The organism is Cupriavidus sp. FW306-1B-F12B (assembly GCF_058781795.1).
The window spans coordinates 1-21,513 of record NZ_JBYSXC010000028.1 but is presented as its reverse complement, the minus strand read 5'-3'; the positions used below and the strand labels follow the sequence as shown (position 1 = coordinate 21,513).

Below are 21,513 nucleotides of genomic sequence, written 5' to 3'. Positions count from 1 at the left end.
CCAGCCAGTCTAGTTGTGTTACCCATGTCCCCGAACAGGTGTTACCTATGTCCCCGGTCTATACAAGCGGGAGAGGGGAGGAACAGCACGCATCAGGCCGCGCGCTGCGCCGTCTCCGGATGGCGGAACTGCTCCAGCAGCTTGGCCCAGCGCCCACGCACTGCCTTCAGGTTGTTTTCCTTCACATGCCCGAAGCCACGGATATCGTCCGGCAGGTTGGCCAGGGTCACCGCGGTGTCGTAGTTGGCGGCATTGAGGCCCGCCACCAGTTCATCCAGCAAGGCACGGTACTCGCCGATCAGCGCGCGCTCGGTGCGGCGCTCCTCGGTCTTGCCGAAGATGTCGAAGGCACCGCCGCGCAGCCCCTTCAGCTTGGCCAGCACGCGGAACAGCTTCATCGTCGACGGCCCGAACTTGCGCTTGACCAGGTGGCCCTTGTCGTCGCGCTTTGAGGTCATCGGCGGTGCCAGCCAGAAGTTGAGCTGGTAGTCCTTGCCCGGCTCGCCTTCGAACTGCGCACGCAGCTTGTCGAGGAAGACAGGGTCGGTGTAGAGCCGCGCCACCTCGTACTCGTCCTTGTACGTCATCAGCTTGGCCAGGTTGCGCGCCGCGGCCTCGGTCAGCGGCAGCGCCTTGCCGCTGCCAGCCAGCGTGCTCTCGGCCGCGCGCACGCGGTCGATGGCTTCGCGGTAGGTGCGCGCGTACGCGGCATCCTGGTAGGCCGTCAGGTTTTCCATGCGCCGGGCGATCAGCTTCTCCAGCATCGCGCCGCTCGAAGTCGGCAGCTTGACCACTTCCGCGCCTTCCGCGGTGTTCTTCAGCTTGCCGGTCAGCGACAGCACGTGCTCCGGGTCGTGCGCCATATGGCGGCCCCAGTCGAACGCGGCCTTGTTCTTCTCGACGGCGACGCCGTTGAGTTCGATGGCGCGCTCCAGTGCCTGCAGCGTCAGCGGGATCCAGCCCTTCTGCCAGGCGTAGCCCAGCACCAGCGGGTTGGTGTAGATCGCGTCGCCCAGCAGCGCGACGGCGAGACCCGAGGCGTTGATGAACTCGCACTTCTCGCCCACCGCGGTGCGCACGTCCTGCTCGGCCGACAGGCCGGGGAACTGCCACTTCGGGTTCTTGATGAAGTCGGCGGTCGGCGTCTGCGCCGTGTTGACCACGGCGCGGGTGCGGCCGGCCTGGGTCTTGGAGATGACTTCGTCGGTGGCCGACACGATCGCATCGCAGCCGATCACCAGGTCCGCCTCGCCCATGGCGATACGGGTGGCGTGCAGGTCGTCCGGGCGCGCGGCCAGCTGCACGTGCGACAGCACCGCGCCGCCTTTCTGCGCCAGGCCCGCCATGTCGAGCACGGTGACGCCCTTGTTCTCCAGGTGCGCGGCCATGCCGAGCAGGCCGCCGATGGTCACCACGCCGGTCCCGCCCACGCCGGTCACCAGGATGCCGTAGGCGCGGCGGATCGGCGGCAGTTCCGGCTCAGGCAGCGCGGGCAGGGTGTCCATCGACACGCCGTGCTGCTCGGGCTTGCGCACCTGCGCGCCTTCGGCCGTGACAAAGCTCGGGCAGAAGCCGTTCAGGCACGAGAAGTCCTTGTTGCACGACGACTGGTTGATCTGGCGCTTGGTGCCGAAATCCGTTTCCAGCGGTTCCACCGACAGGCAGTTGGACTTGACCGAGCAGTCGCCGCAGCCTTCGCACACCGCGTCGTTGATAAAGGCGCGGCGTTGCGGATCCTCCATCGTGCCGCGCTTGCGGCGGCGGCGCTTCTCGGTGGCGCAGGTCTGGTCGTAGATCAGGATGGAGCAGCCCGGCACCTCGCGCAGCTCACGCTGCACGCTGTCGAGCTGATCGCGGTGATAGATGGTGATGCCTTCGGGCAGCTTGATCGCGCCGTTGTACTTCTCCGGCTGGTCGCTGACGATGACGATCTTCTTCGCGCCTTCGCTGTGCACCTGCCACGCGATGTCCCGCACCGACAGCTGGCCGTCCACCGGCTGGCCGCCGGTCATCGCCACCGCATCGTTGTACAGGATCTTGTAGGTGATGTTGACGTTGGCCGCGATCGACGCGCGGATTGCCAGCAGCCCGGAGTGGAAGTAGGTGCCGTCGCCCAGGTTGGCGAACACGTGCTTGTCGCCCGCGAACGGCGCCTGGCCGATCCAGGCCACGCCTTCGCCGCCCATCTGGCTGAAGGTGCTGGTATTACGGTCCATCCACACCGTCATGTAGTGGCAGCCAATGCCGGCCAGCGCGCGCGAGCCTTCGGGCACATTGGTCGAGGTGTTGTGCGGGCAGCCCGAGCAGAACCACGGCTTGCGCTCGGCGGTCACGCGCGGCGTGGCCAACGCCTTTTCCTTGGCCTCGATGATGGCCAGGCGCGCAGTGATGCGCGCGCGCACGTCGATCGGCAGCTCGAACTTGTCCAGCCGCGTGGCGATGGCCTTGGCGATGATCGCCGGGGACAGCTCATAGTGCGCCGGCAGCAGCCAGTTGCTTTGCGGGATCGACCATTCGCCGCCCGCATTGTCCTTTTCGTCGAACTTGCCGTAGACCTTGGGGCGCACGTCGTCGCGCCAGTTGTACAGCTCTTCCTTGAGCGCGTACTCCATGATCTGGCGCTTCTCTTCGACCACCAGGATTTCCTGCAGGCCTTCGGCAAAGGCGCGCGCACCGTGCGCCTCCAGCGGCCACACGCAGCCGACCTTGTACAGGCGGATGCCGATCTGCGAGCAGGTGGCATCGTCCAGGCCCAGGTCGGCCAGCGCCTGGCGCGTGTCCAGGTAAGCCTTGCCGCCGGTCATGATGCCGAAGCGCGCGTGCGGCGAATCGATCTCGATGCGGTCGATCTTGTTGGCGCGCACATAGGCCAGGCCCGCGTACCACTTGTAGTCGAGCAGGCGCGCTTCCTGTTCCAGCGGCGGGTCCGGCCAGCGGATGTTCAGGCCGCCCGGCGGCATGATGAAGTCGTCCGGCAGCACGATCTGCACGCGGTGCGGATCCAGCTCCACCGAGGCCGACGATTCCACCACGTCGGTCACGCACTTCATCGCCACCCATAGTCCGGAGTAGCGGCTCATGGCCCAGCCGTGCAGGCCGTAGTCCAGGTACTCCTGCACGTTCGACGGGTACAGCACCGGCAGGCCACAGGCCTTGAAGATGTGCTCGGACTGGTGCGCCAGCGTCGAGGACTTGGCCGAGTGGTCGTCACCGGCCAGCACCAGCACGCCGCCGTGCTTCGACGATCCCGCCGAGTTCGCGTGCTTGAACACGTCACCGGTACGGTCCACGCCCGGCCCCTTGCCGTACCACATGCCGAACACGCCATCGAACTTGGCGTCCGGGTACATGTTCACCTGCTGCGACCCCCATACCGAGGTCGCGGCCAGGTCCTCATTGAGGCCGGCCTGGAACACGATGTGGTGCGCGGCGAGGTGCTTCTTGGCCTTCCACAGCGACAGGTCCAGCGCGCCCAGCGGCGAGCCCCGGTAGCCGGAGATAAAGCCGGCGGTGTTCAGCCCGGCGGCGCGGTCGCGCTCCTGCTGCAGCATCGGCAGGCGTACCAGGGCCTGCGTGCCGCTGATATAGATGCGGCCACGCTCCAGCGTGTATTTGTCTTCGAGGGAAACGTTTTCGAGCGCGCGGCGGATGGCGTCGCTGACCGGGGAGGTCAGGGGGGCATTCATAGGTGCTCCTCTATGGGCGTGCTGTCGGGATCACCGACACCTACAGTTGTGGGCGACCGCCTCATGACCTCTTGTGAAGGTGTTGGACGGTCGTGTCTCTGCGCGGCATGGTAGCACCGCCACAAAATCGGCGGTACCTTGCAATGCAGCACAAAGCGTGCCCGCCGCGCCCGTGATTTCCCGTATGGACAGGGGTTCGCGTGTACACTGCGTTGCATCGAGATGGCCCGTGCCGCTGCCGGGCTGCCTGCGATGCGCCACATCTGCACAGCCAGCCTGGTGCAACCTGATTTCCGATTGCCGTCCTGATGCACGCACGGGACGGGCAAACCAGTGACTACCTGAACATGACCAATTCCCCCCGCCAGGGCACCGCGACCCTGGCCGTGCTGATCGATGCCGACAACGCGGCGCCCGCCATTGTCGAGGGCCTGCTGGCCGAGGTCGCCAAGTACGGCGTGGCCGCCGTCAAGCGCATCTATGGCGACTGGACCCGGCCCAACCTGGCCGGCTGGAAGGAGCGGCTGTTGTCGCACTCGATCCAGCCGATCCAGCAGTTCCGCTACACCGTGGGCAAGAACGCCACCGACAGCGCCATGATCATCGACGCCATGGACCTGCTGTACACCGGGCGCTTCGACGGCTTCTGCATCGTCTCCAGCGACAGCGACTTCACCCGGCTGGCCTCGCGCATCCGCGAGCAGGGGCTGACCGTCTATGGCTTCGGCGAACGCAAGACCCCCAAGCCCTTTGTCACCGCCTGCGACAAGTTCATCTACTCCGACGTGCTGCGCGCCGACGCGGATACGGAAGGGGCCGAAGGCGTCGACGGGGCTGCCGCGCCCACGCGCAAGCGCAGCACCGGCGAGCTGCGCCAGGACTCGCGCCTGGTGCGCCTGCTGCAGAGTGCGGCGCAGGCGGTGTCGGACGAGGACGGCTGGCTGACGCTGGGCAGCATGGGCAACCACATCGCCAAGCAGGCGCCGGAATTCGACTCGCGCAACTACGGGTACGGCAAGCTTTCGGAGCTGGTGCAGGCCACCGGCCTGTTCGAGGTCGAGACCCGCAACGGCGGCAACAACAAGACCATCTGGGTGCGCCTGAAGAAGCGCGCCAAGGGCGGTGGCGAGGGCGATGGCCGCGGCCAGCAGCAGTCGCAGCACCAGCCGCAACAGCAACAGCAGCAGCGTCCGGCGCCGCCTGAAGCACGCCGCCAGCCGGCACCGGCGCCCGTGCCCGCGGATCCGCCTGCGCCCGTCGTGGCCCAGCCAGAGGCGGCGCCCGAGCCGGTGCCAGTGCGCGAACCCGAGATCGAGCTTTCCGTCGTCGCCGCCGAAGTGGTCGAGCCGGAGCCGATGGCCGAGCCAGTGGCGGAGGCAGCGCCGCAGGCTGAGTCCAAGGCCCGCTCCGCACGCAAGCGCGCCACGCGCCGCCCTGACGTGACGCTGAGCGAAACCCCGTGGCCAATCGACCAGTCGATCTTTGCCGCGCCGGGCACGACGGTGCTGTCGGCGCATGTTGAAGCGCAGCCAGAGGCCCAGCCCCAGCCGGAGGCAGCCGCTGCCGAGGCGGCGCCAGCCCGGGCACCGGCCAGGAAGACGCGCAAGCGCCCGGCCAAGAAAGCGGAGTGATGTGGCTGGCCGGCGCAATGCCGGCCTTACCCGCCAAAGAAAACGCCGGCTTCGCGCCGGCGTTTTCTTTGGCAGAGGTCCTTACCGCACCAGCTGGTTGATCTCGATGATCGGCATCAGCACTGCCAGCACGATCAGCAGCACCACCACGCCCATGGTCAGGATCAGCAGCGGCTCCAGCAGGCTGGTCAGGAACAGCGTGCGGCGTTCCAGTTCCTGCGCCTCGCCCTGCGCGGCGCGGTCCAGCATCACCGGCAGGTTGCCGGTGGCCTCGCCGGAGCGGATCAGGTGCACCAGCACCGGCGGGAACTGGTTCTGCGCCGCCAGCGCGCGCGCCAGCGAGGCGCCTTCGCGCACGCGCGTGTTGGCGTCTTCCACGTTGGCGCGCAGCGCCTCGTTGGTCAGCGTCTCGCCCGCCGCCTGCAGGCTGCGCAGGATCGGCACGCCGGCCGACACCAGGATCGCCAGCGTGCCGGCGAACCGCGCGGTGTTGTAGCCGCGGATCAGCTTGCCCAGCAGCGGCGCGGTCAGCAGCCAGCGGTGCCATTCCAGCCGCACCGCGGGCTGCTTCAGCACGCGGCGGATCGTGAACGCTGCCGCCGCCAGCACCGCCAGCGCTGCCCACCACCAATTCCGCACGAAGTCCGACAGCGCCAGCATGATGATGGTCAGCATCGGCAGCTTCTGCTTGGTATTGGCGAACACGCTCACCACCTGCGGCACCACGTACGACAGCAGGAAGATCACGATGGCGAACGCCACCACCGTGACGATGGCGGGGTAGGTGAAGGCCAGCCGGATCTTGGAGGTCAGGGTGTTGCGCGACTCGATATAGCCCGCCAGCCGCTCCAGCACCAGTCCCAGGTGGCCGGAGTGCTCGCCGGCCGAGACCAGCGCACGGTAGATGTCGGGGAAGTCGCGCGGATGCTGGGCCAGCGCCACCGACAGCGAGCTGCCGCCCATCACCTCGGCGCGGATGCCGGCCAGCAGCTCGTGCACATAGGCGCGCTCGGCCTGGTCGGCCAGTGCCCCCAGCGCCTCGTCCAGCGGCAGCCCGGCCACGATCAGGCTGGCCAGCTGGCGCGTGAACAGCGCCTGTTCCTGCGTCGACAGCTTGCGCGCAAACAGCTGGCTGCCGCTGCGCGGCGCCAGGCCGGCACCGGCGAGCGGGTCGACGGTCAGCGGTGTCAGCCCGCGCGCGCGCAGCTGCGAGCGCGCCTGGCGCGGGCTGTCGGCCTCGATCACGCCGCGGTCGGTCTTGCCGGCGGCGTCGGCGGCTTCATAGCGGAAGGCTGGCATCCGGGCGGCTCCGCTTTAGTCGCGCGTCACGCGCAGCACTTCCTCAAGCGAGGTCGCGCCGCTGTCGACCCAGCGCTGCGCGTCGCCGCGCATGGTGTGCATGCCGTGCGCCAGCGCCACCTGCTTGATCTCGGACTCCGGCGCCTGCCGGTGGATCATGGTGCGGATCTCGTCACCGACGGTCAGCAGCTCATAGACGCCCATGCGCCCCTGGTACCCGGACTGGCCGCATTTGTCGCAGCCCACCGGGTGCCACACGGTCTGCAGCGGCTTGCCCTGCGCGTGCAGCACCTCGGCCTCGGCGGCAGTGACCTCGATCACCTCCTCGCGCTTGCAGTGCTGGCACAGGCGGCGTACCAGCCGCTGCGCCAGCACCCCCAGCAGCGAAGACGACAGCAGGAACGGCTCGATCCCCATGTCGACCAGCCGCGTCACCGCCGAGGCCGAGTCGTTGGTGTGCAGCGTGGCCAGCACCAGGTGGCCGGTCAGCGAGGCCTGCACCGCGATCTGCGCGGTTTCCAGGTCGCGGATTTCGCCGATCATGACCACGTCCGGATCCTGGCGCAGGATCGCGCGCAGGGCCTTGCCGAAAGTCATGTCGATGCGCGCGTTGACCTGGGTCTGGCCGATGCCGTCCAGGTCGTACTCGATCGGGTCTTCCACCGTCATGATGTTGGTGGTGCGCGCATCCAGCCGCGACAGCGCCGCATACAGCGTGGTGGTCTTGCCCGAGCCGGTCGGCCCGGTCACCAGCACGATGCCGTGCGGCTGGCGGATCAGGTGGTCGAAGCCGCGCAGCGTGCCGGGCGCCATGCCCAGCTTGGCCAGGTCGAGCCGGCCCGCTTCCTTGTCCAGCAGGCGCAGCACCGCGCGCTCGCCATGGCCGGTGGGCAGGGTCGAGACCCGCACGTCGACCGGGCGCCCGCCCACGCGCAGCGTGATGCGGCCGTCCTGCGGCAGGCGTTTCTCGGCGATGTCGAGCTGCGCCATGATCTTGATGCGCGAGATCAGTGCGCCGTGCAGCGCCTTTTTCGGCCGCACCACGTCGCGCAGCGTGCCGTCGACGCGGAAGCGCACCACCGACGACGACTCGAACGGCTCGATATGGATATCCGAGGCGCCTTCGCGCGCGGCCTGCGTCAGCAGCGCATTGATCATGCGGATGATCGGCGCGTCGTCCTCGGATTCAAGCAGGTCCTCCACCGCCGGGATGTCCTGCATCAGGCGCGACAGGTCGACCTCGCCCTCTACTTCTCCCACCACCTGCGCGGCGCTGCCGGCGTCCTGGCGGTTGTAGGCATCGGTCATGGCGCGCTCCAGCGCGTCGGGCTCCAGCACGCGCAGGCGCAGCGCGCCATGCACGCGCGCGACCTCGGCCAGCGCGGTCGGAGAGGTGGCGCGGGTCACCCAGACTTCCAGTCCGTCAGGGCGCTGGTGCGCGACCAGCAGCGGCGCCTCGCGCGCAAAGCCGTACGAGACCAGCCGCGCCGCCATCGGCGAGGGCGGCTCCAGGGTCTCGGCCGGCGCGCTGGCGCCGGCGGGCAGGGCAGTTTGGACTTCGCTGGCCATGTCGGGGCTTAGTTCTGGAGCGCAGACTCGCCGCGCGGGTTCAGCGGCTGGAGTGCGTTCGCCGGTGGTTGCGGCAGCTGCTGCGGTGCCGGCTGCATGGGCTGTGGCTGGCCCGGCACGCCGGGCTGCGGGGCATTCTGCGGAAGGGTCTGCTGCAGCGGCAGCGGGGCGGCAAGCGGACCGTTTGCACGCGGATCGACGAACGGCGTGGACGGGGCGTCGGCCGGCGGCAGCAACGGCGTGTTGGTATCACGCACCATGATGTTAGGCGAAACAAAGCCCTGCTGCTGCGCGCGCATATAGTCGTAGCGGTCCTGCGTCAGGCGGTCGGCGGCGCCGGCCGTGCGCATCACATAGGGGCGCAGGAACACCAGCAGGTTGGTCTTGGCGCGGTTCTTGTTCTCGTAGCGGAACAGGCCGCCGATCCATGGGATGTCGCCCAGCAGCGGCACCTTCTGCACGCCGTCGCCGTACGAGTCCTCGATCAGGCCGCCCAGCACGATGATCTGGCCGTCGTCGACCAGCACATTGGTCTCGATCGAGCGCACATTGGTGGTCGGGCCCTGGATCAGGTTGGCGGTCGCCTGCACCACGTTCGACGATTCCTGGAAGATCTGCATCTTCACCAGCCCGCCGTCGGTGATCTGCGGCTTCACGCGCAGCGTGATGCCCACGTCCTTGCGGTCGAAGGTCTGGAACGGCGTGACCGAGGCCGCGCCGCCGGTCTGGGCATAGGAGCCGGTGGTGATCGGGATGTTCTGGCCGATCAGGATCTTGGCTTCCTCGTTCTCCAGCGTGATCAGGTTCGGCGTGGACAGCAGGTTGACGCTGCCGTTGGAGCCCAGCGCGCGCAACAGCGCGCCCAGCCCCATGGCCTTGTTGACGATGCCCAGGTTGAGGCCGCCGATGTCCTGCACCAGCCCCTGCGCCGCGGCGATGCCGGCGGTGCGGTTGCTGTCGGCCAGCGCCCCGGCCAGGGTCAGGTTCAGGATGTTCTGTCCGCCGGTGCCGAAGTTGGTGCCGGCAAAGACGTTGTTGTTGCCGCCCGGCGAGCTGATCAGGCCCTGCCACTGGATGCCGAGCTCGCTGGCCTGCGTGGAGGTCACCTCGACGATCATCGATTCGATGTAGACCTGCGCGCGGCGCGCGTCGAGGTCGTCGATGACGCCGCGCAGGTTGCGGTAGACCGGTTCGCTGGCGGTGATGATGAGCGAGTTGGTGGACGGGTCGGCCTGGATGATGCCGCCGGTGGTCGGCTGGGTGCTGGTGCCGAACGACGCGGCGAAGGCCGAGTTGCCATAGGCGCCGCCCGTGCCTCCGGACGCGCCGGTGCCGCCGCGCATGCTGGCCTGGGTGCCGGTGGCGCCGCCGGTGAACTGCCCGCCGGCAGGCGTCGAGACATTGGTCATGCCCGCCGCGCCGCCGATGCCGCCGGCCTGCCCGCCGGGCTGGGTGGCGCTGGCGAAGCTGCTGTCGGCGGCGACGATGGCGCGCAGCGTGGCCGCCAGCTTGACCGCATCGGCGTTCTTCAGCGGCACTACCCAGATATTGCCCGGGCGTGCATAGGGCTGGTCGAGCTTCTCGATCAGGTGGCGCGCCTGCTGCAGGCGCGCGCGGCTGGTGGCGCGGATCATCAGCGAATTGCTGCGCGGCTCCGCCACCACCGAGGTGCGCAGGCTGGCATCGGCTCCCGGGGCGCCGCCGCCGGCGGCGCCCGCGGCGGCGGGGTCGAGCAGCTTTTGCAGCACCGCCGCGGTATCGCTGGCCAGCGCGTGCTTGAGCGGCACCAGCTCGACCTCGCCCGAGGCCGGCGCATCGACCGCGGCGATGATGCGCGCCAGCCGGCGCAGGTTGTCGGCGTAGTCGGTGATGACCAGCGTGTTGTTGGCCGGGTAGGCGGTGATGGTGTTGTTCGGCGCGATCATCGGCCGCAGCACCGGCACCAGGTTGTTGGCCGATTCATAGTTCAGCCGGAACACCTGCGTCACCACCTGGTCGCCGCGGCTGGGGCTGGCGCCGATCACCGTGGGCGAGCCCTGCAGCTTGGCGTCGGCCTCGGGCACGACCTTGGTGAAGCCGTTGCTCTCGACCATGGCATAGCCCTGCATGCGCAGCACCGAACCCAGCGTCTGCAGCGCCTGCGCGCGCGAGACCGGCTGCTCGGTGACCAGGTTGACCGTGCCCTTCACGCGCGGGTCGATCACGAAGTTCTTGCCGGTGGCCTGGCCGACCGCCTTGATCACCGAATCCAGGTCGGCGTTGACGAAGTTCAGCACCACCTGGTCGCGGTTGGACGGCGTGATGTCGGGCGGCGCGGGCGGGGTGCCGGTGCGCGCGCCGGACTGGGCCCACAACGGCGCGGGCGCCAGCAGCGAGAGCCCGCACAGCAGGGCCACGGCGCGGGCGCAGGCGGTATGGAAAACAGGTCGGATGGCGTGGGTTTTCATAGTCATTTCCGGGCGCTCCTGGATTGGCCTGGCATCAGAAGCGCAGCCTTGTCACATGGTTGTCTCGTCGTCCCAGCAGGCTCAGCAGGCTGGTCAGTTGGGTTGCCGCTTCGGGCTCGGCGTGCGCGGTGCCCTCGAAGCGCGCCTGCCGCCCCAGCGTGCCGCTGCCCTCCAGGTGCAGCGGCCCGGCGATGGTGCTCAGCTGCAGCTTGCCGCCAGCCTCGCCGGTCCAGTCGAGCTCGGCGCGGTAGCTGCCCAGCGGGCGCAGCCGGCTCACGGCCGACGACACCTGTTCGATGCGCAGCGTCATATGGCCGCTCATGCCCTGGCCCGAAAAGCGGCCCTGCAGCGTGGACCAGTCCACGCGCATCAGGCCGTCCGGGCGCAGCGTATTGAACGGCGCGCCGATGCCTTCGAGCAGCGCCGCGGGCAGCCGCATGGCGCCTGCCTGCGCGCTCCAGCCGCCGGGTGTCACGGTGATGGCGACCGGCGCGGCCATGGCCTCGGAGTGGCTCACCACCAGGCGCGCGCTGCCGCCCAGCAGCGGCCAGAACGCCAGCGTCCATTGCAGCCGGCCCGGCAGCACGGTCGCGGTCTGGCTGCCGGCGCCGGCCGACAGCGCCAGCGTGGCGCTGCCATGCCAGAGCGAGCCGCTGGCATCGGCGAGCAGTACCCGTCCCTGCGTCTGCGTGGCCACGCGCGCGGCGATCCATGCCGCCGGCAGCATCGCCACCACGGTCACCGCGGCGCTCGCCAGGCCAAGCCCCAGCCAGCGCAGACGCCGCCATGCGGCCGGCTGGCGCAGCTTGCGGCGCGGCAGGCGCAGCGTTTCCAGCCGTACCATCAGCTGCGGCCGCCCGGACCCTGCAGGGTCGCGCTGACGTTCACCAGCGCCGTGGCGCCGACATAGACGATACGGGCGTCGATCACCTTCATGCGCTGCTGCTGGCGCACGTCCTGCAGCCAGCCGCTGACCGCGCCGAACGGCACCTTGTCCAGCTGCACCTGCACGCTGTTGTCGGCGCCGGCGGCTAGCCGGGTCGCCTTCAGGCCGTGCTGGCCCAGGCTGTCCTGCAGCGCCTGCGTGAGCGCGTCACCGCGCAGCGACGGCGCCGGCGTGGCCTTCAGGCCGCGGGCTTCCTGAGCCAGGGATTCCATTTCGGCCAGGTCGGCGCGCAGCTTGGGCAGGTTGCGCGCCAGGCGCTCGCGGCCGTCGGCGGCTGGCTCCCACAGCACCAGGTACCCGATCACCAGCGCCAGCAGGGCGCCGCCGCCGGCCAGGATGGCCTGTTCGCGCGGGTTGCGCGCCAACCAGAAGGCGTTGAAGCGCTCCTGCCACGCCTGCGGCACGGACGGGCGTAGCCGCGCCAGGCGCGTGCGCAGCGCAGAGGTCGCGCCTGGCCGGCTGGCGCGTGGCGTCTGGCTTCGGGCTGTGTCTTTCATCGGATTCATGCTTGCTGGTGGGCCCGCTTACAGGCCGGGCCTGACGGTCCAGCGCGAGCCGGGCGTCACCGGGGTGCCTGCGCTGCGGCTGGTACTGCCAGCGGCACCTCCGGTCTTGTCTTCTTCCATCTGCAGCCCGGCCTGGCGCGCGGCGCTGCGCAGTCCGGCCGTGTCCGTGCCCGGCTTGAGCGTCACCACCAGCATGCGGCCGCGGTACTCCAGCGCCTGCAGCGCGTCGGGCGGCAGCCTGCGCGCGGCCTGGGCAAAGCGGTCGGCCAGCGGCAGGAAGTCTTCCGGTGTGCTGCGGCCGCTGGCGGTGCGCAGCTGCTCGACCTGCCGCCGCATCTGCAGCGGCGCGTCGAGCACGGTCTGGATCTGCGGGAAGGCGCCGCGCAGCGCCTGCAGCTGCGCGGCTTCCAGCCGCTGCTGCTCGCGCCGCAGCAGCAGCCAGTGCGTGTTCATGCCAATGACCTGCACCAGCACGATGCCCGCCAGCAATGCCAGCGGCAAGCGCCATGCCACCAAATTCCAGCGGTCGGCCCGGCCCTGCGCGAATTCAAACTGCGCCAGGTCCAGCGCCGGCTCGCGCAGGCATTCCTGCGCGCCTTCTATCCACAGGTGCCAGCTGGCGCGGGCAGCCTGGCGCAGATCGGGTACCGGCGCCGCGGCGGCAGCGTCGGCATCGGCATACCAGGTGCCGGCGGGCGCAAGCGCCTGCCACGCGGCCAGGGCATCGTCGCCCAGCAGCAACCCGTAGCCGGCGTGTGCGCCGGTGCGCACGGTCAGTTGCCACTGGCGCGCGGCGTCGGAGCCGGTGCCGGGCAGCTCGCCGCCTAACTCATCGCCCAACTCGGCGCTCCGGGCCAGGGCGCTGGCGGCGGCTTCGACCACCAGCGCGGCCGCCGGCGCCGGCGCGTCGGCGCTCGCCAGTGACGGCTCGGTGCTGGCTTCGGCGGCGGAAGCCAGCGGCACGCACAGCTGCGCGGCCAGCACATGGCGGCGCCGGTGGCGGTGTTCGGCAAAGGCGTCGAGCACGGCGCGCAGCCAGGCGCGGTCGGCCACCATCAGCAGCCGCTGGCGCGGTCCGCGCGCGGCGCTGCCGTCGAGGGCAGGGCCCACGCCGATATGGCACGGCTGCGCCTCGGTCGCGAGCGCGTCCTCGACCAGGTTGGGCAGCGCCTGTTTCAAACGGGCGGGCGGCAGCGGCGGCACGCTGGCGGTGGTCAGCAGTACGTCGCTGGCGGCGAGGATCAGCACCAGGCGCTCGGCCGCGGGCAGGTCAGCAATACGGGCGTGGCCTTCGCGCAACACTTCCGGCGTCGCACGGGCCTGGCCACGCCGCGCCGTATCGGCCGTGGCAGTGCGCACCAGCGCGAACGGCAGGGTGCCGAACTGCCACGGTTGCGGCTGGTCATGCGGCCGGTGTGGCAGGCGGACGTACAGGGTGGTGCTCAAGGTTTCCTTGCTTTGGCGTCAATGGAGCGGCTCGGGCAGGCGCATGGCCGGTTGGGATGCGCCCTGGATCGCCCCGGAGTCGGAAACATGCCGGGGTGCGGGGACGCCGGCGGGCGGCCAGGAAGGCCGGACGGCGGCGGGTAGGCTGGTGCCACGCTCGCGCCAGCGCCGCAGCATACCTTGCCTGTGTGACTAAACCGCGTCAATACCATTCTCCCCGGTTGCCTGCGCGTGCAAATTCGGCCTGTCGCCTGGCCTGGTGGGCGCCGCCTAGCGCAGGTCCGGCAGCCGGTCCGCATCCTGGATCCAGACCACGCGGGTGGTGTTGGCCGTACCCAGCGGCTCGCCGCGGAAGACCAGCGACACCTGCAGCCGGGTGGCGCGCTCGTGCCGCACCAGTCCGTAGACCAGGAAGTAGTGCGTGCGCACGTCGAGCAGGTTGCCGAGGTTGGCGGCATCCGCCTGCGGCGCCACCGCGGCCAGCTGGGTCTGCAGGTTGCCCAGGTTGTTGAAGTAGGCGCGGTCGCGCTGGCGCACCAGTTCGCGCGCGCGCTCCAGCGGCAGCTTGTTGATGACCGCGGCCAGCACCTCGGCCTCGGCGGTGTTGGCGTTGACCGGCGTGCGCTCGGGCAGCACGGTGACAAAGGGCTCCAGCACCGCCACCATCTCCGGCGTGTAGCCGGGCAGCGCCATCAGCCCCTGCACGCTGTCCAGCGGGCGCGGCGCCGGCTGCCCGCTGGCATTGCCGCCCTGCGCGGCCTGCAGCATGTAGCGCGCCGTGGTCTCGGCCAGCTCCGGGTTCAGGCCGACCGTCTGCAGCAGGCGGCGGTATGCGGCCAGCGCCGCCGGGTCGACCGAGGCCGCGCGGCCTGGCTGGCCGTCTGCGCCGCCAGTGGCGGTCCATATCACCAGGTTGGCCAGGTTCAGGCGCGCCTGCGCATCCAGGATGCGGCCCGACAGGAACGAGGTCTCGCCCGCGACGTCGGTGCGCAGTGCCGCGCCGAGGAAGTCCGACAGCCGTGTCTCGGCGATCGGCACCGCCCACGGCTCGCCCAGTTCGTCGACGTTGGTGCGGCGCTGGTCGTCGCGCAGGATCAGCCGCGCCCAGTCCACGGCGGCGCGCTCGATCCAGGTGGCCTGGGCCAGCAGCCGCTGGTTCTCGATGGCGCGGATCTGCACCTGCTGGCGCCACAGCATGCCGGACACCACCACCACGGCCAGCGTCACAATCAGCAGCGCGGTGACCACGGCCGCGCCGCGCGGGCGGCGGCGCAACGGCGCCAGGCGAGGCGGGCGGCTGGCTTGCCTCATAGCCCGGTCATGCAGATCTTCTGGAACTGCCGCGGCGCATCGCCGTCGCCCATGCGGGCGAAGATGGTCAGTTCCACCGCGCGCACCGCGGTGTTGGGCAGCGCGGCGCCGGGCGCGGAGGCGGCCACGGCGCTGGCGGCGTTGCCTGTGAACAGCACGTTGCGGATGCGCCCGCTGTCGGCCTGCCAGCCGGCGGGCTCCACCCATGCGCGCGTGCTGATGCCGTCCACGTCGGCCAGCACGCGCCGCACCTGCGCGGTGTTGCTGCCGCCCTGGCGCAGCGCCAGCAGGGCCGACTGCAGGCCGGCGCGGCTGTTCACCGGCGGCGCGGCCACGCGCACCAGGGTATTGCCGTCGAGCTGGTATGACAGCGCCTGCCAGGTCGGCGGCTGGCCTTCGTCGCGGCGGTCGCGCACCAGCAGCAGCCGGTTCTGGCCGATCTCGACCGGGCTGGCCTGCAGCAGCGTGGGGTTGGCCAGGTGCTCGCAGTCGGCCTGGAGCTGGCCGTAGAGCACCTTCAGCGCGTCCAGGCGCGCATCGTGGTCGGTGAGGCGCTCGCGGCTGCGCGTCAGGCTGTCCAGCGCGCGCCAGCCGATCACCGCCATCACCGCCAGCAGCGTGATGGCGACCAGCATCTCCAGCAGCGTGAAGCCGCCGGGCTGGCGCGGGCGGCGGCGCTCAGAGCACGTTGCGGGTTTCATTGGGGACTATGGTGACCAGCCATGCCAGGCGTACGGATTTGTCCGTGGCGGACGGGTAGACCGCGATCTCGACGCGGCGGAAAACGGGATTGGGCGTGCCCGAGACGGATTGCTCGCAATACAGCGGCGTGCCGCCCTGCGGGCAGGCATAGCCGCTGACGCCGGGCTCGGGCCAGGTCTTGGCCAGGCGCAGCGCGGCCAGGTGGTTCTCGGCGCTCCACTCGGCCAGCATGCGCGCCTGCAGCGAAGCGCTGGCATCGACCATCGAGCCCATCGCGCGCATCGCCGCGGTCAGCGCGACTGCCAGGATGGTCAGCGCCACCAGCACTTCGATCAGCGTGAAGCCGGTGCGGCGCCCGCGCCGGGCCGGGCGGGGCAAAGCGCGAGGGCAGGGTTTCATGGCGTGCTGGCGAAATAGCGGCCGCTGCCGTCGCCGGCAACGTCCACGCGGATATCGCCGCGCACCAGGATCAGCCGCTGCGGGGCATCGATCAGCTCGCGCCCGAAGATGAGCCGGGGCGGGCTGCTGGTGCCGGTGCTGCGGCCCCCTTCGGCGACGATGACCTGGTCCAGCGCCAGGCGCCAGTGGCCCGGGGCAAACACGTCGGTACGCATGGGGATCCAGCCGTTGGGGGTCGATTCCAGGAAGCGCCAGCCGCTGGCATCGCCCTCCCAGGCGAGCGGGCGGGCGCCAAGCTGCGCCTCTTCCTGCGCCAGCTCGAACAGCCGCGCGATGCGCTGGCCGTCGTCGAGCACGCGGCTCCGTTCATTGGGCGAGGCGTTGACCGCCACCAGCGAGATCACGATGCCGGCGATCACCATGACCACCAGCAGCTCGAGCAGCGTAAAGCCGCGGCGCCGGGGGCCGGGCGCGCGGCGGCGCGGCGCCGTGGTCATGGTTGCAGGGGGCGGCGGCGGGGCTGCGCTTATTCCCAGTTGCCGATGTCGGCGTCGTTGCCGTTGCCGCCGGCCTGGCCGTCGGCGCCGAAGCTGAACACGTCGATCTCGCCGCGCACGCCCGGGTTCAGGTACTGGTACGGATGGCCCCAGGGATCCTTGGGCAGCTTTTCCAGGTAGCCGCCGCCCTTCCAGTTGTTGGGCACGGGCTCGGTGGTGGGCTTGGCCACCAGCGCGGCCAGGCCCTGTTCGGTGGTGGGGTAGCGGCTGTTGTCCAGGCGATACAGCTTGAGCGCCTGCATGACCGACGAGATGTCCTGGCGCGCGGCCACGATGCGGGCCTCGTCCGGACGGCTCATGATCTTGGGCACCACCAGCGCCGCCAGCACGCCAAGGATCACGATCACGACCATGATCTCGATCAGGGTGAAGCCGCGCGCACGGCGGGCGCGCACGGAGCGGGCGGGGCTGGCAATCTGGGGAGTGAATCTGCGCATCGTCGGTGGACCTCTTGGCTTGAATGGCTGGGCCCGCACCAGTGAGGGGGCGGCGGGCCGGGTTCGCCAGTCAGTATAACCGGCGCCACATGACTGTTTTATGGGCGGCCCCTTCGGCACCTCGGCAAAGTCTGATCCGGATCACAGCTACTGGGAACGTGCATTCGGCAGCCAAATAACTTGCATCCTGGATGCATCTTTTTTAAGATGGCGTCACGATGCAACTGACCCGCTTTTCCGACTATGCGTTGCGCCTGCTGATGTACGTCGCCCGTGGCGACGGCAGCCGGCCGATCACCATTGCCGAGGTGGGGCAGCAGTTCGGCATCTCGCACAACCACCTCGTCAAGGTGGCGGCGCGGCTGTCGAAGCTGGGCTGGATCAGCGCCACGCGCGGCCGCCACGGCGGCCTGCAGCTGGGGCCCGGCGCGGAGCGGCTGACCATCGGCACCATCCTGCGCGAGCTGGAAGGGCACAAGGCGGTGATCGACTGCGACAACCCGCCCTGTGCGCTGAACGGCAACTGCCGCCTGAAGCGCGCGCTGGACGTGGCCGAGCAGGCTTTCTACGTTGCCCTGGACGACGTCACGCTGGCCGATGTCACCGGCAGCCAGACGGCCGAGTCGATCATCCGCCTGCATCGCGATTTCCTGAACCGGCGTTCGGCCTGAGCGGATCCTGTCCGCGCGGGCCGGCGAGAGCCGGTTTTATTTTGAGCAAAAACATGCATTTAATTTGCATGATTTAGAACGGAGTGTTTCCTGATGCTGTCCGCCGCTTCCCGCCCCTATATCGATGCAAGCGTCCCCGTGCTGCGCGAGCACGGCCTGGCCATCACCACGCATTTCTACCGCGAGATGTTCGCGGACCGGCCCGAGCTGACGCAGATTTTCAACATGGGCAACCAGGCCAACGGCAGCCAGCAGCAGTCGCTGGCTTCGGCCGTGTTCGCCTATGCGGCCAATATCGATAACGCGGCGGCGCTTGGGCCGGTGCTCGAGCGCATCGTCCACAAGCATGCGGCCGTAGGCCTGACGCCTTCGCACTACCCGATCGTCGGCCGCCACCTGCTGGGCGCCATCTCCGCGGTGCTGGGCGAGGCCGCCACGCCGCCGCTGCTGGCCGCCTGGGACGAGGCCTACTGGTTGCTGGCCGGCGAGCTGATCGCCGCCGAGGCGCGCCTGTACCAGCGCACCGGCGTGGCCGCAGGCGAGCTGACGCCGGTGCGCGTGGTGCGGCGCGAGGCGCAGGGCGACCAGGTGGTGGCGCTGACGCTGGCTGCCGCCGACGGCCAGCCGCTGCGTGCGTTCCGCCCAGGCCAGTACATCAGCGTCGAGGCGCGCCTGGACGATGGCCAGCGCCAGCTGCGCCAGTATTCGCTGTCGGCCGAAAGCGGGCTGCCGACCTGGCGCATCTCGGTCAAGCGCGAGGCGGGTGACCGCAGCACCCCGGCCGGCGCCGTGTCCAACTGGCTGCACGCCAATGCCCAGGAGGGCACTGAACTCAAGGTGAGCGCGCCGTTCGGCGAGTTCACGCCGGCGCTCGACGGCCGCCGTCCGCTGGTGCTGCTGTCGGCCGGCATCGGCATCACGCCGATGCTGTCGGTGCTGCGCACGCTGGCCGCGCAGCGCTCGCAGCGCCAGGTGCTGTTTGCCCATGCCGCGCGCGACGGCCGCCATCACGCCCATCGCGCCGACCTGCAATGGGCGCGCGAGCGCCTGCCGCAGCTGGCCACGCACATCAGCTATGAAACCCCGCAAGCGGGCGATGTCGCCGGTCGCGACTACGACCACGCCGGCACCATGCCGGTGGCCGAACTGCTGCGCCAGCCTGACCTGCAGCGCTTTGTCGACGGCAGCTTTTACCTGTGCGGACCGCTCGGCTTCATGCAGGCGCAGCGCCATGCGCTGGTCAGCGCAGGCGTGCCGGTGGCGCATATCGAGCGCGAGGTGTTCGGGCCGGACCTGCTCGACGACCTGCTCTAAGGGTCGGCGGCGCGGCACCGGCACGGCAGACAGTGTCATGGGGCTCTGGTAGGCTTGGCGCGTCCGCGCTCACGCGCCATTGCCCGCCCTGTGGGCATCCAGGGTCCCGATCCCATGCAACTGTCCCTCCGGCCTTCGCTCCGTTTCGATGCTTCCGCGCCCTGGCTGCCGCGCCTGGCCAGCCTGGTGCTGTTTATCGCGCTGTGTGCGCTCGCCACCCACTGGGTGCTGGCCTTCAGCGCGATGCGTACCATCCCGGTGCCGCAGAGCGCGCGCGTGGCCCAGACCGAGGCGGTCGAGACTGGCGCGGTCGCGACGCTGTTCGGCGGCTCGGCGCAGGGCGGCCCGCGCGACGTGCAGCTGATCGGCGTGGTGGCCGAGGTGGATGGCGGTGCGGGCGCGGCAATCGTGTCGATCGATGGCGGCCCGCCCAAGGCGGTGCGCGCCGGCGCCGAGCTGTCGCCGCAGATCCGGCTGGCGGAGATCCGCCAGCGTGCGGTGGTGATCGAGCGCAGCGGCGTGCGCCAGGAAATCGTGCTGCCGCTGCAGGCCGGTGCCGCGCGCGGCGCACCGGCAGCGGCCGGTGCCTTGCCCACGCCGCCCGCCGGCGCCGCGGCACCGATGGCAACGCCGATGCCGTCCCCGGCGCCGGTGGTGAGCCAGCCCGCCGCACCGGCCCAGCAGCCGCAAGGCCAGGCGCCGGCGCAGCAGGCCCAGCCCGCCCAACCGCAGCCGCAACCGGTCGATCCGCGCCAGTACCAGCCGGCGATGGCGCCGCAGGCGGCCGGCGAAGGCCAGCTGGCGCCGAAGGACTGATTCCGGGCGCCAAATATTCGCGCTTGCTTGCGTTCCCTTACGGCGCGCGGGCCTTTCTGTGAGCCCGGTAACATCGTATTAAAAGCGCCAACTTCCCCGCATCGTCTGCGTTCTAATCCGTACATGCCAAACGTGATGAAAAGGAGCAAGACATGCAACGCAATCACAAGCCGCAGATCCTGAAGCAGTTCCTGGCCGCATCGGCCGCCCTCCTGGTCGCCGGTGGCGCATTTGCCCAGGCCAGCGCCCCCGCACCATCCGCTGCGCCAGCCGCCAAGCCCGGCATGGGTCACCATCACCACCACGGTGGCGGCATGTGGATGAAGGCAATCGATACCGACGGCGATGGCGCGATCTCCAAGGCGGAAGCCGACGCCTGGTTCAACAAGCTCGACACCAACCGCGACGGCAAGATCGACAAGGCCGAGATGGACGCGCACCGCAAGGCCACCATGGCCGAGCGCCATGCGCGCATGCGGGCAGCGTTCGACGAGAAGTTCAAGGCTGCCGACAAGAACGGCGACGGCGCGCTGACCAAGGCTGAGGCCAACGCCGGCCTGCCGCGCCTGACCAAGCGTTTCGACCAGCTCGACGCCAACCGCGACGGCAAGCTGACCCGCGACGAAATCCGCGCCGGCATGGAAAAGATGCACCGCGACCATTCGCACCGCGGCCCGCGTGGCCAGGCGGCACCGGGCAGCCAGCCGGCGCCCGCGGCACCGGGCGCCCCGTCCACCAGCGGCGGCTGACCGGCCCGGGCAGGGCCGCACCAGCGGACCTTGCCAGGTCTCACCAAGCGCGCGAGCCTCCGGGTTCGCGCGCTTTTTCTTTGCGTGTTCGCCTTGTGCGTGCACTGGGAAGAATCTGACCTCGCCCGCAAACGCCCGTAGAATGCCGCTTCCCTGTTCGCCGGGCTTGGCACCATCCTTGCCTGCTTCCGGCCGGTGGGGCGCGGCCGCGATTTGCGGTGGCGCCACCCCACAGGTCTGCCCAGCCCGACCGGCTGCCGCGCGAGTGACCGATAAGGCTGCCAGCTCATCAGAATCGGCCCTGAATCGGACGTAATTTCACAAAAAATTGCGTACTTGTGCACGGCTTGCTAAATTTGCGCAAAAAAATTGCCAATAAACATATTGCGGAGCAACAATATCGTGAGCAAGGTGGAGTTGGACAAGATCGACCGGAAGATCCTGGAAGTGCTGCAGACCAACGGCCGGTTGACCAACCTGGAGGTGGCCGAGCGCGTCAACCTGTCGCCCAGCCCCTGCCTGCGCCGCATCCGGCGGCTGGAGGAGATCGGCGTGATCCGGCAGTACGCAGCGCTGCTGGAGCCCAACAAGATCGGACTTGGCCTGCTGGCCTATATCAATGTCCGGCTGGAAAAGCATGGCGGCGCGCCCAAGGGCAAGGCTCCGCTGGACCTGTTCCGCGCCTCGATCGCGGTCTGGCCGGAGGTAGCCGCGTGCCACGCCATGACCGGCGAGATGGACCTGCTGCTCAAGGTCTACGTGGAAGACATGGAACACTTCGCGCGCTTCATGCAGGAGCAGTTGCTGGCGCACCCGTCGGTGATCGACGTGCGCTCCAGTTTTGCGCTGGAAAGCATCAAGGACACCACGGCGCTGCCGGTGGGCGGCGCGGCTTGATGCGGCAAACCTGAGGCTGCAAACAAGAACGGCGCATGCACCCCAAAAGTTGTACGTTGATCCAATCTTTGGGGTGTTTTTCATGACGAAGTACGACGAGGCATTCAAGCGCAAGGTAGTTCAGGAGTAT

The 21,513-nt window shown here is 69.6% G+C and carries 18 protein-coding genes; 6 read left to right on the top strand and 12 right to left on the bottom strand.

Annotation, left to right across the window (positions count from 1 at the left end; all coding sequences use genetic code 11):
- Window positions 1–92: 92 nt before the first annotated feature.
- The gene (locus AC3WLE_RS29875) at window positions 93–3,686 is read right to left on the bottom strand and encodes an indolepyruvate ferredoxin oxidoreductase family protein (protein WP_492357496.1); all 3,594 of its coding nucleotides are present in this window, start codon (window positions 3,684–3,686) and stop codon (window positions 93–95) included.
- 347 nt (window positions 3,687–4,033) lie between these two features.
- Here AC3WLE_RS29875 and AC3WLE_RS29870 point away from each other — a divergent pair, with 347 nt between their 5' ends.
- A complete protein-coding gene (locus AC3WLE_RS29870) occupies window positions 4,034–5,317 on the top strand; it encodes an NYN domain-containing protein (RefSeq protein WP_492357495.1) in 1,284 nt (427 codons plus the stop codon).
- 81 nt (window positions 5,318–5,398) lie between these two features.
- On the opposite strand, the gene gspF is transcribed toward AC3WLE_RS29870, so the two are convergent.
- The 11 genes from gspF to gspG form a co-directional block, all read right to left on the bottom strand.
- Window positions 5,399–6,616 (bottom strand): type II secretion system inner membrane protein GspF, encoded by a 1,218-nt coding sequence (gene gspF / locus AC3WLE_RS29865; protein WP_492321677.1) that lies wholly within the window; start codon window positions 6,614–6,616, stop codon window positions 5,399–5,401.
- A 15-nt stretch (window positions 6,617–6,631) separates the two neighbouring features.
- On the bottom strand, window positions 6,632–8,185 hold the full coding sequence (gene gspE, locus AC3WLE_RS29860) for a type II secretion system ATPase GspE (protein ID WP_492357494.1): 1,554 nt from the start codon (window positions 8,183–8,185) through the stop codon (window positions 6,632–6,634).
- A gap of 8 nt (window positions 8,186–8,193) precedes the next feature.
- The gene (gene gspD, locus AC3WLE_RS29855) at window positions 8,194–10,632 is read right to left on the bottom strand and encodes a type II secretion system secretin GspD (RefSeq protein ID WP_492321680.1); all 2,439 of its coding nucleotides are present in this window, start codon (window positions 10,630–10,632) and stop codon (window positions 8,194–8,196) included.
- A 34-nt stretch (window positions 10,633–10,666) separates the two neighbouring features.
- Window positions 10,667–11,476: a type II secretion system protein N gene (gene gspN, locus AC3WLE_RS29850; protein WP_492321675.1), complete on the bottom strand. Its 810-nt coding sequence runs from the start codon at window positions 11,474–11,476 to the stop codon at window positions 10,667–10,669.
- Complete coding sequence (locus AC3WLE_RS29845) at window positions 11,476–12,084, bottom strand: type II secretion system protein M (protein WP_492352464.1); 609 nt, start codon at window positions 12,082–12,084, stop codon at window positions 11,476–11,478. Before AC3WLE_RS29845 ends, gspN begins: the two co-directional genes overlap by 1 nt.
- An 18-nt stretch (window positions 12,085–12,102) precedes the next feature.
- Entirely contained in the window at window positions 12,103–13,530 is a 1,428-nt protein-coding gene (gene gspL, locus AC3WLE_RS29840; protein ID WP_492357493.1) for a type II secretion system protein GspL, read from the bottom strand.
- A 270-nt stretch (window positions 13,531–13,800) separates the two neighbouring features.
- On the bottom strand, window positions 13,801–14,841 hold the full coding sequence (gspK, locus tag AC3WLE_RS29835; RefSeq protein ID WP_492321672.1) for a type II secretion system minor pseudopilin GspK: 1,041 nt from the start codon (window positions 14,839–14,841) through the stop codon (window positions 13,801–13,803).
- On the bottom strand, window positions 14,838–15,542 hold the full coding sequence (locus AC3WLE_RS29830; RefSeq protein ID WP_492357492.1) for a PulJ/GspJ family protein: 705 nt from the start codon (window positions 15,540–15,542) through the stop codon (window positions 14,838–14,840). The genes gspK and AC3WLE_RS29830 overlap by 4 nt, the downstream gene beginning before the upstream one ends.
- Complete coding sequence (gene gspI, locus AC3WLE_RS29825) at window positions 15,520–15,942, bottom strand: type II secretion system minor pseudopilin GspI (RefSeq protein ID WP_492321670.1); 423 nt, start codon at window positions 15,940–15,942, stop codon at window positions 15,520–15,522. Before gspI ends, AC3WLE_RS29830 begins: the two co-directional genes overlap by 23 nt.
- On the bottom strand, window positions 15,939–16,439 hold the full coding sequence (locus AC3WLE_RS29820; protein ID WP_492321669.1) for a GspH/FimT family pseudopilin: 501 nt from the start codon (window positions 16,437–16,439) through the stop codon (window positions 15,939–15,941). Before AC3WLE_RS29820 ends, gspI begins: the two co-directional genes overlap by 4 nt.
- 29 nt (window positions 16,440–16,468) lie before the next feature.
- A complete protein-coding gene (gspG, locus tag AC3WLE_RS29815) occupies window positions 16,469–16,936 on the bottom strand; it encodes a type II secretion system major pseudopilin GspG (RefSeq protein WP_010813455.1) in 468 nt (155 codons plus the stop codon).
- Window positions 16,937–17,154: 218 nt separating this feature from the next.
- On the opposite strand from gspG, the gene AC3WLE_RS29810 reads away from it, so the two are divergent.
- From AC3WLE_RS29810 to AC3WLE_RS29790, 5 genes are all read left to right on the top strand, one after another.
- On the top strand, window positions 17,155–17,607 hold the full coding sequence (locus AC3WLE_RS29810; RefSeq protein WP_492321668.1) for an RrF2 family transcriptional regulator: 453 nt from the start codon (window positions 17,155–17,157) through the stop codon (window positions 17,605–17,607).
- A 93-nt stretch (window positions 17,608–17,700) separates the two neighbouring features.
- On the top strand, window positions 17,701–18,921 hold the full coding sequence (locus tag AC3WLE_RS29805) for a globin domain-containing protein (protein WP_492321667.1): 1,221 nt from the start codon (window positions 17,701–17,703) through the stop codon (window positions 18,919–18,921).
- Between the two features lie 114 nt (window positions 18,922–19,035).
- Entirely contained in the window at window positions 19,036–19,737 is a 702-nt protein-coding gene (locus tag AC3WLE_RS29800) for a type II secretion system protein N (RefSeq protein ID WP_492321666.1), read from the top strand.
- A 152-nt stretch (window positions 19,738–19,889) separates the two neighbouring features.
- Complete coding sequence (locus AC3WLE_RS29795; RefSeq protein WP_492321665.1) at window positions 19,890–20,486, top strand: EF-hand domain-containing protein; 597 nt, start codon at window positions 19,890–19,892, stop codon at window positions 20,484–20,486.
- 402 nt (window positions 20,487–20,888) lie between these two features.
- A complete protein-coding gene (locus AC3WLE_RS29790) occupies window positions 20,889–21,383 on the top strand; it encodes an Lrp/AsnC family transcriptional regulator (RefSeq protein ID WP_010813460.1) in 495 nt (164 codons plus the stop codon).
- The last annotated feature ends 130 nt before the right edge of the window (window positions 21,384–21,513 follow it).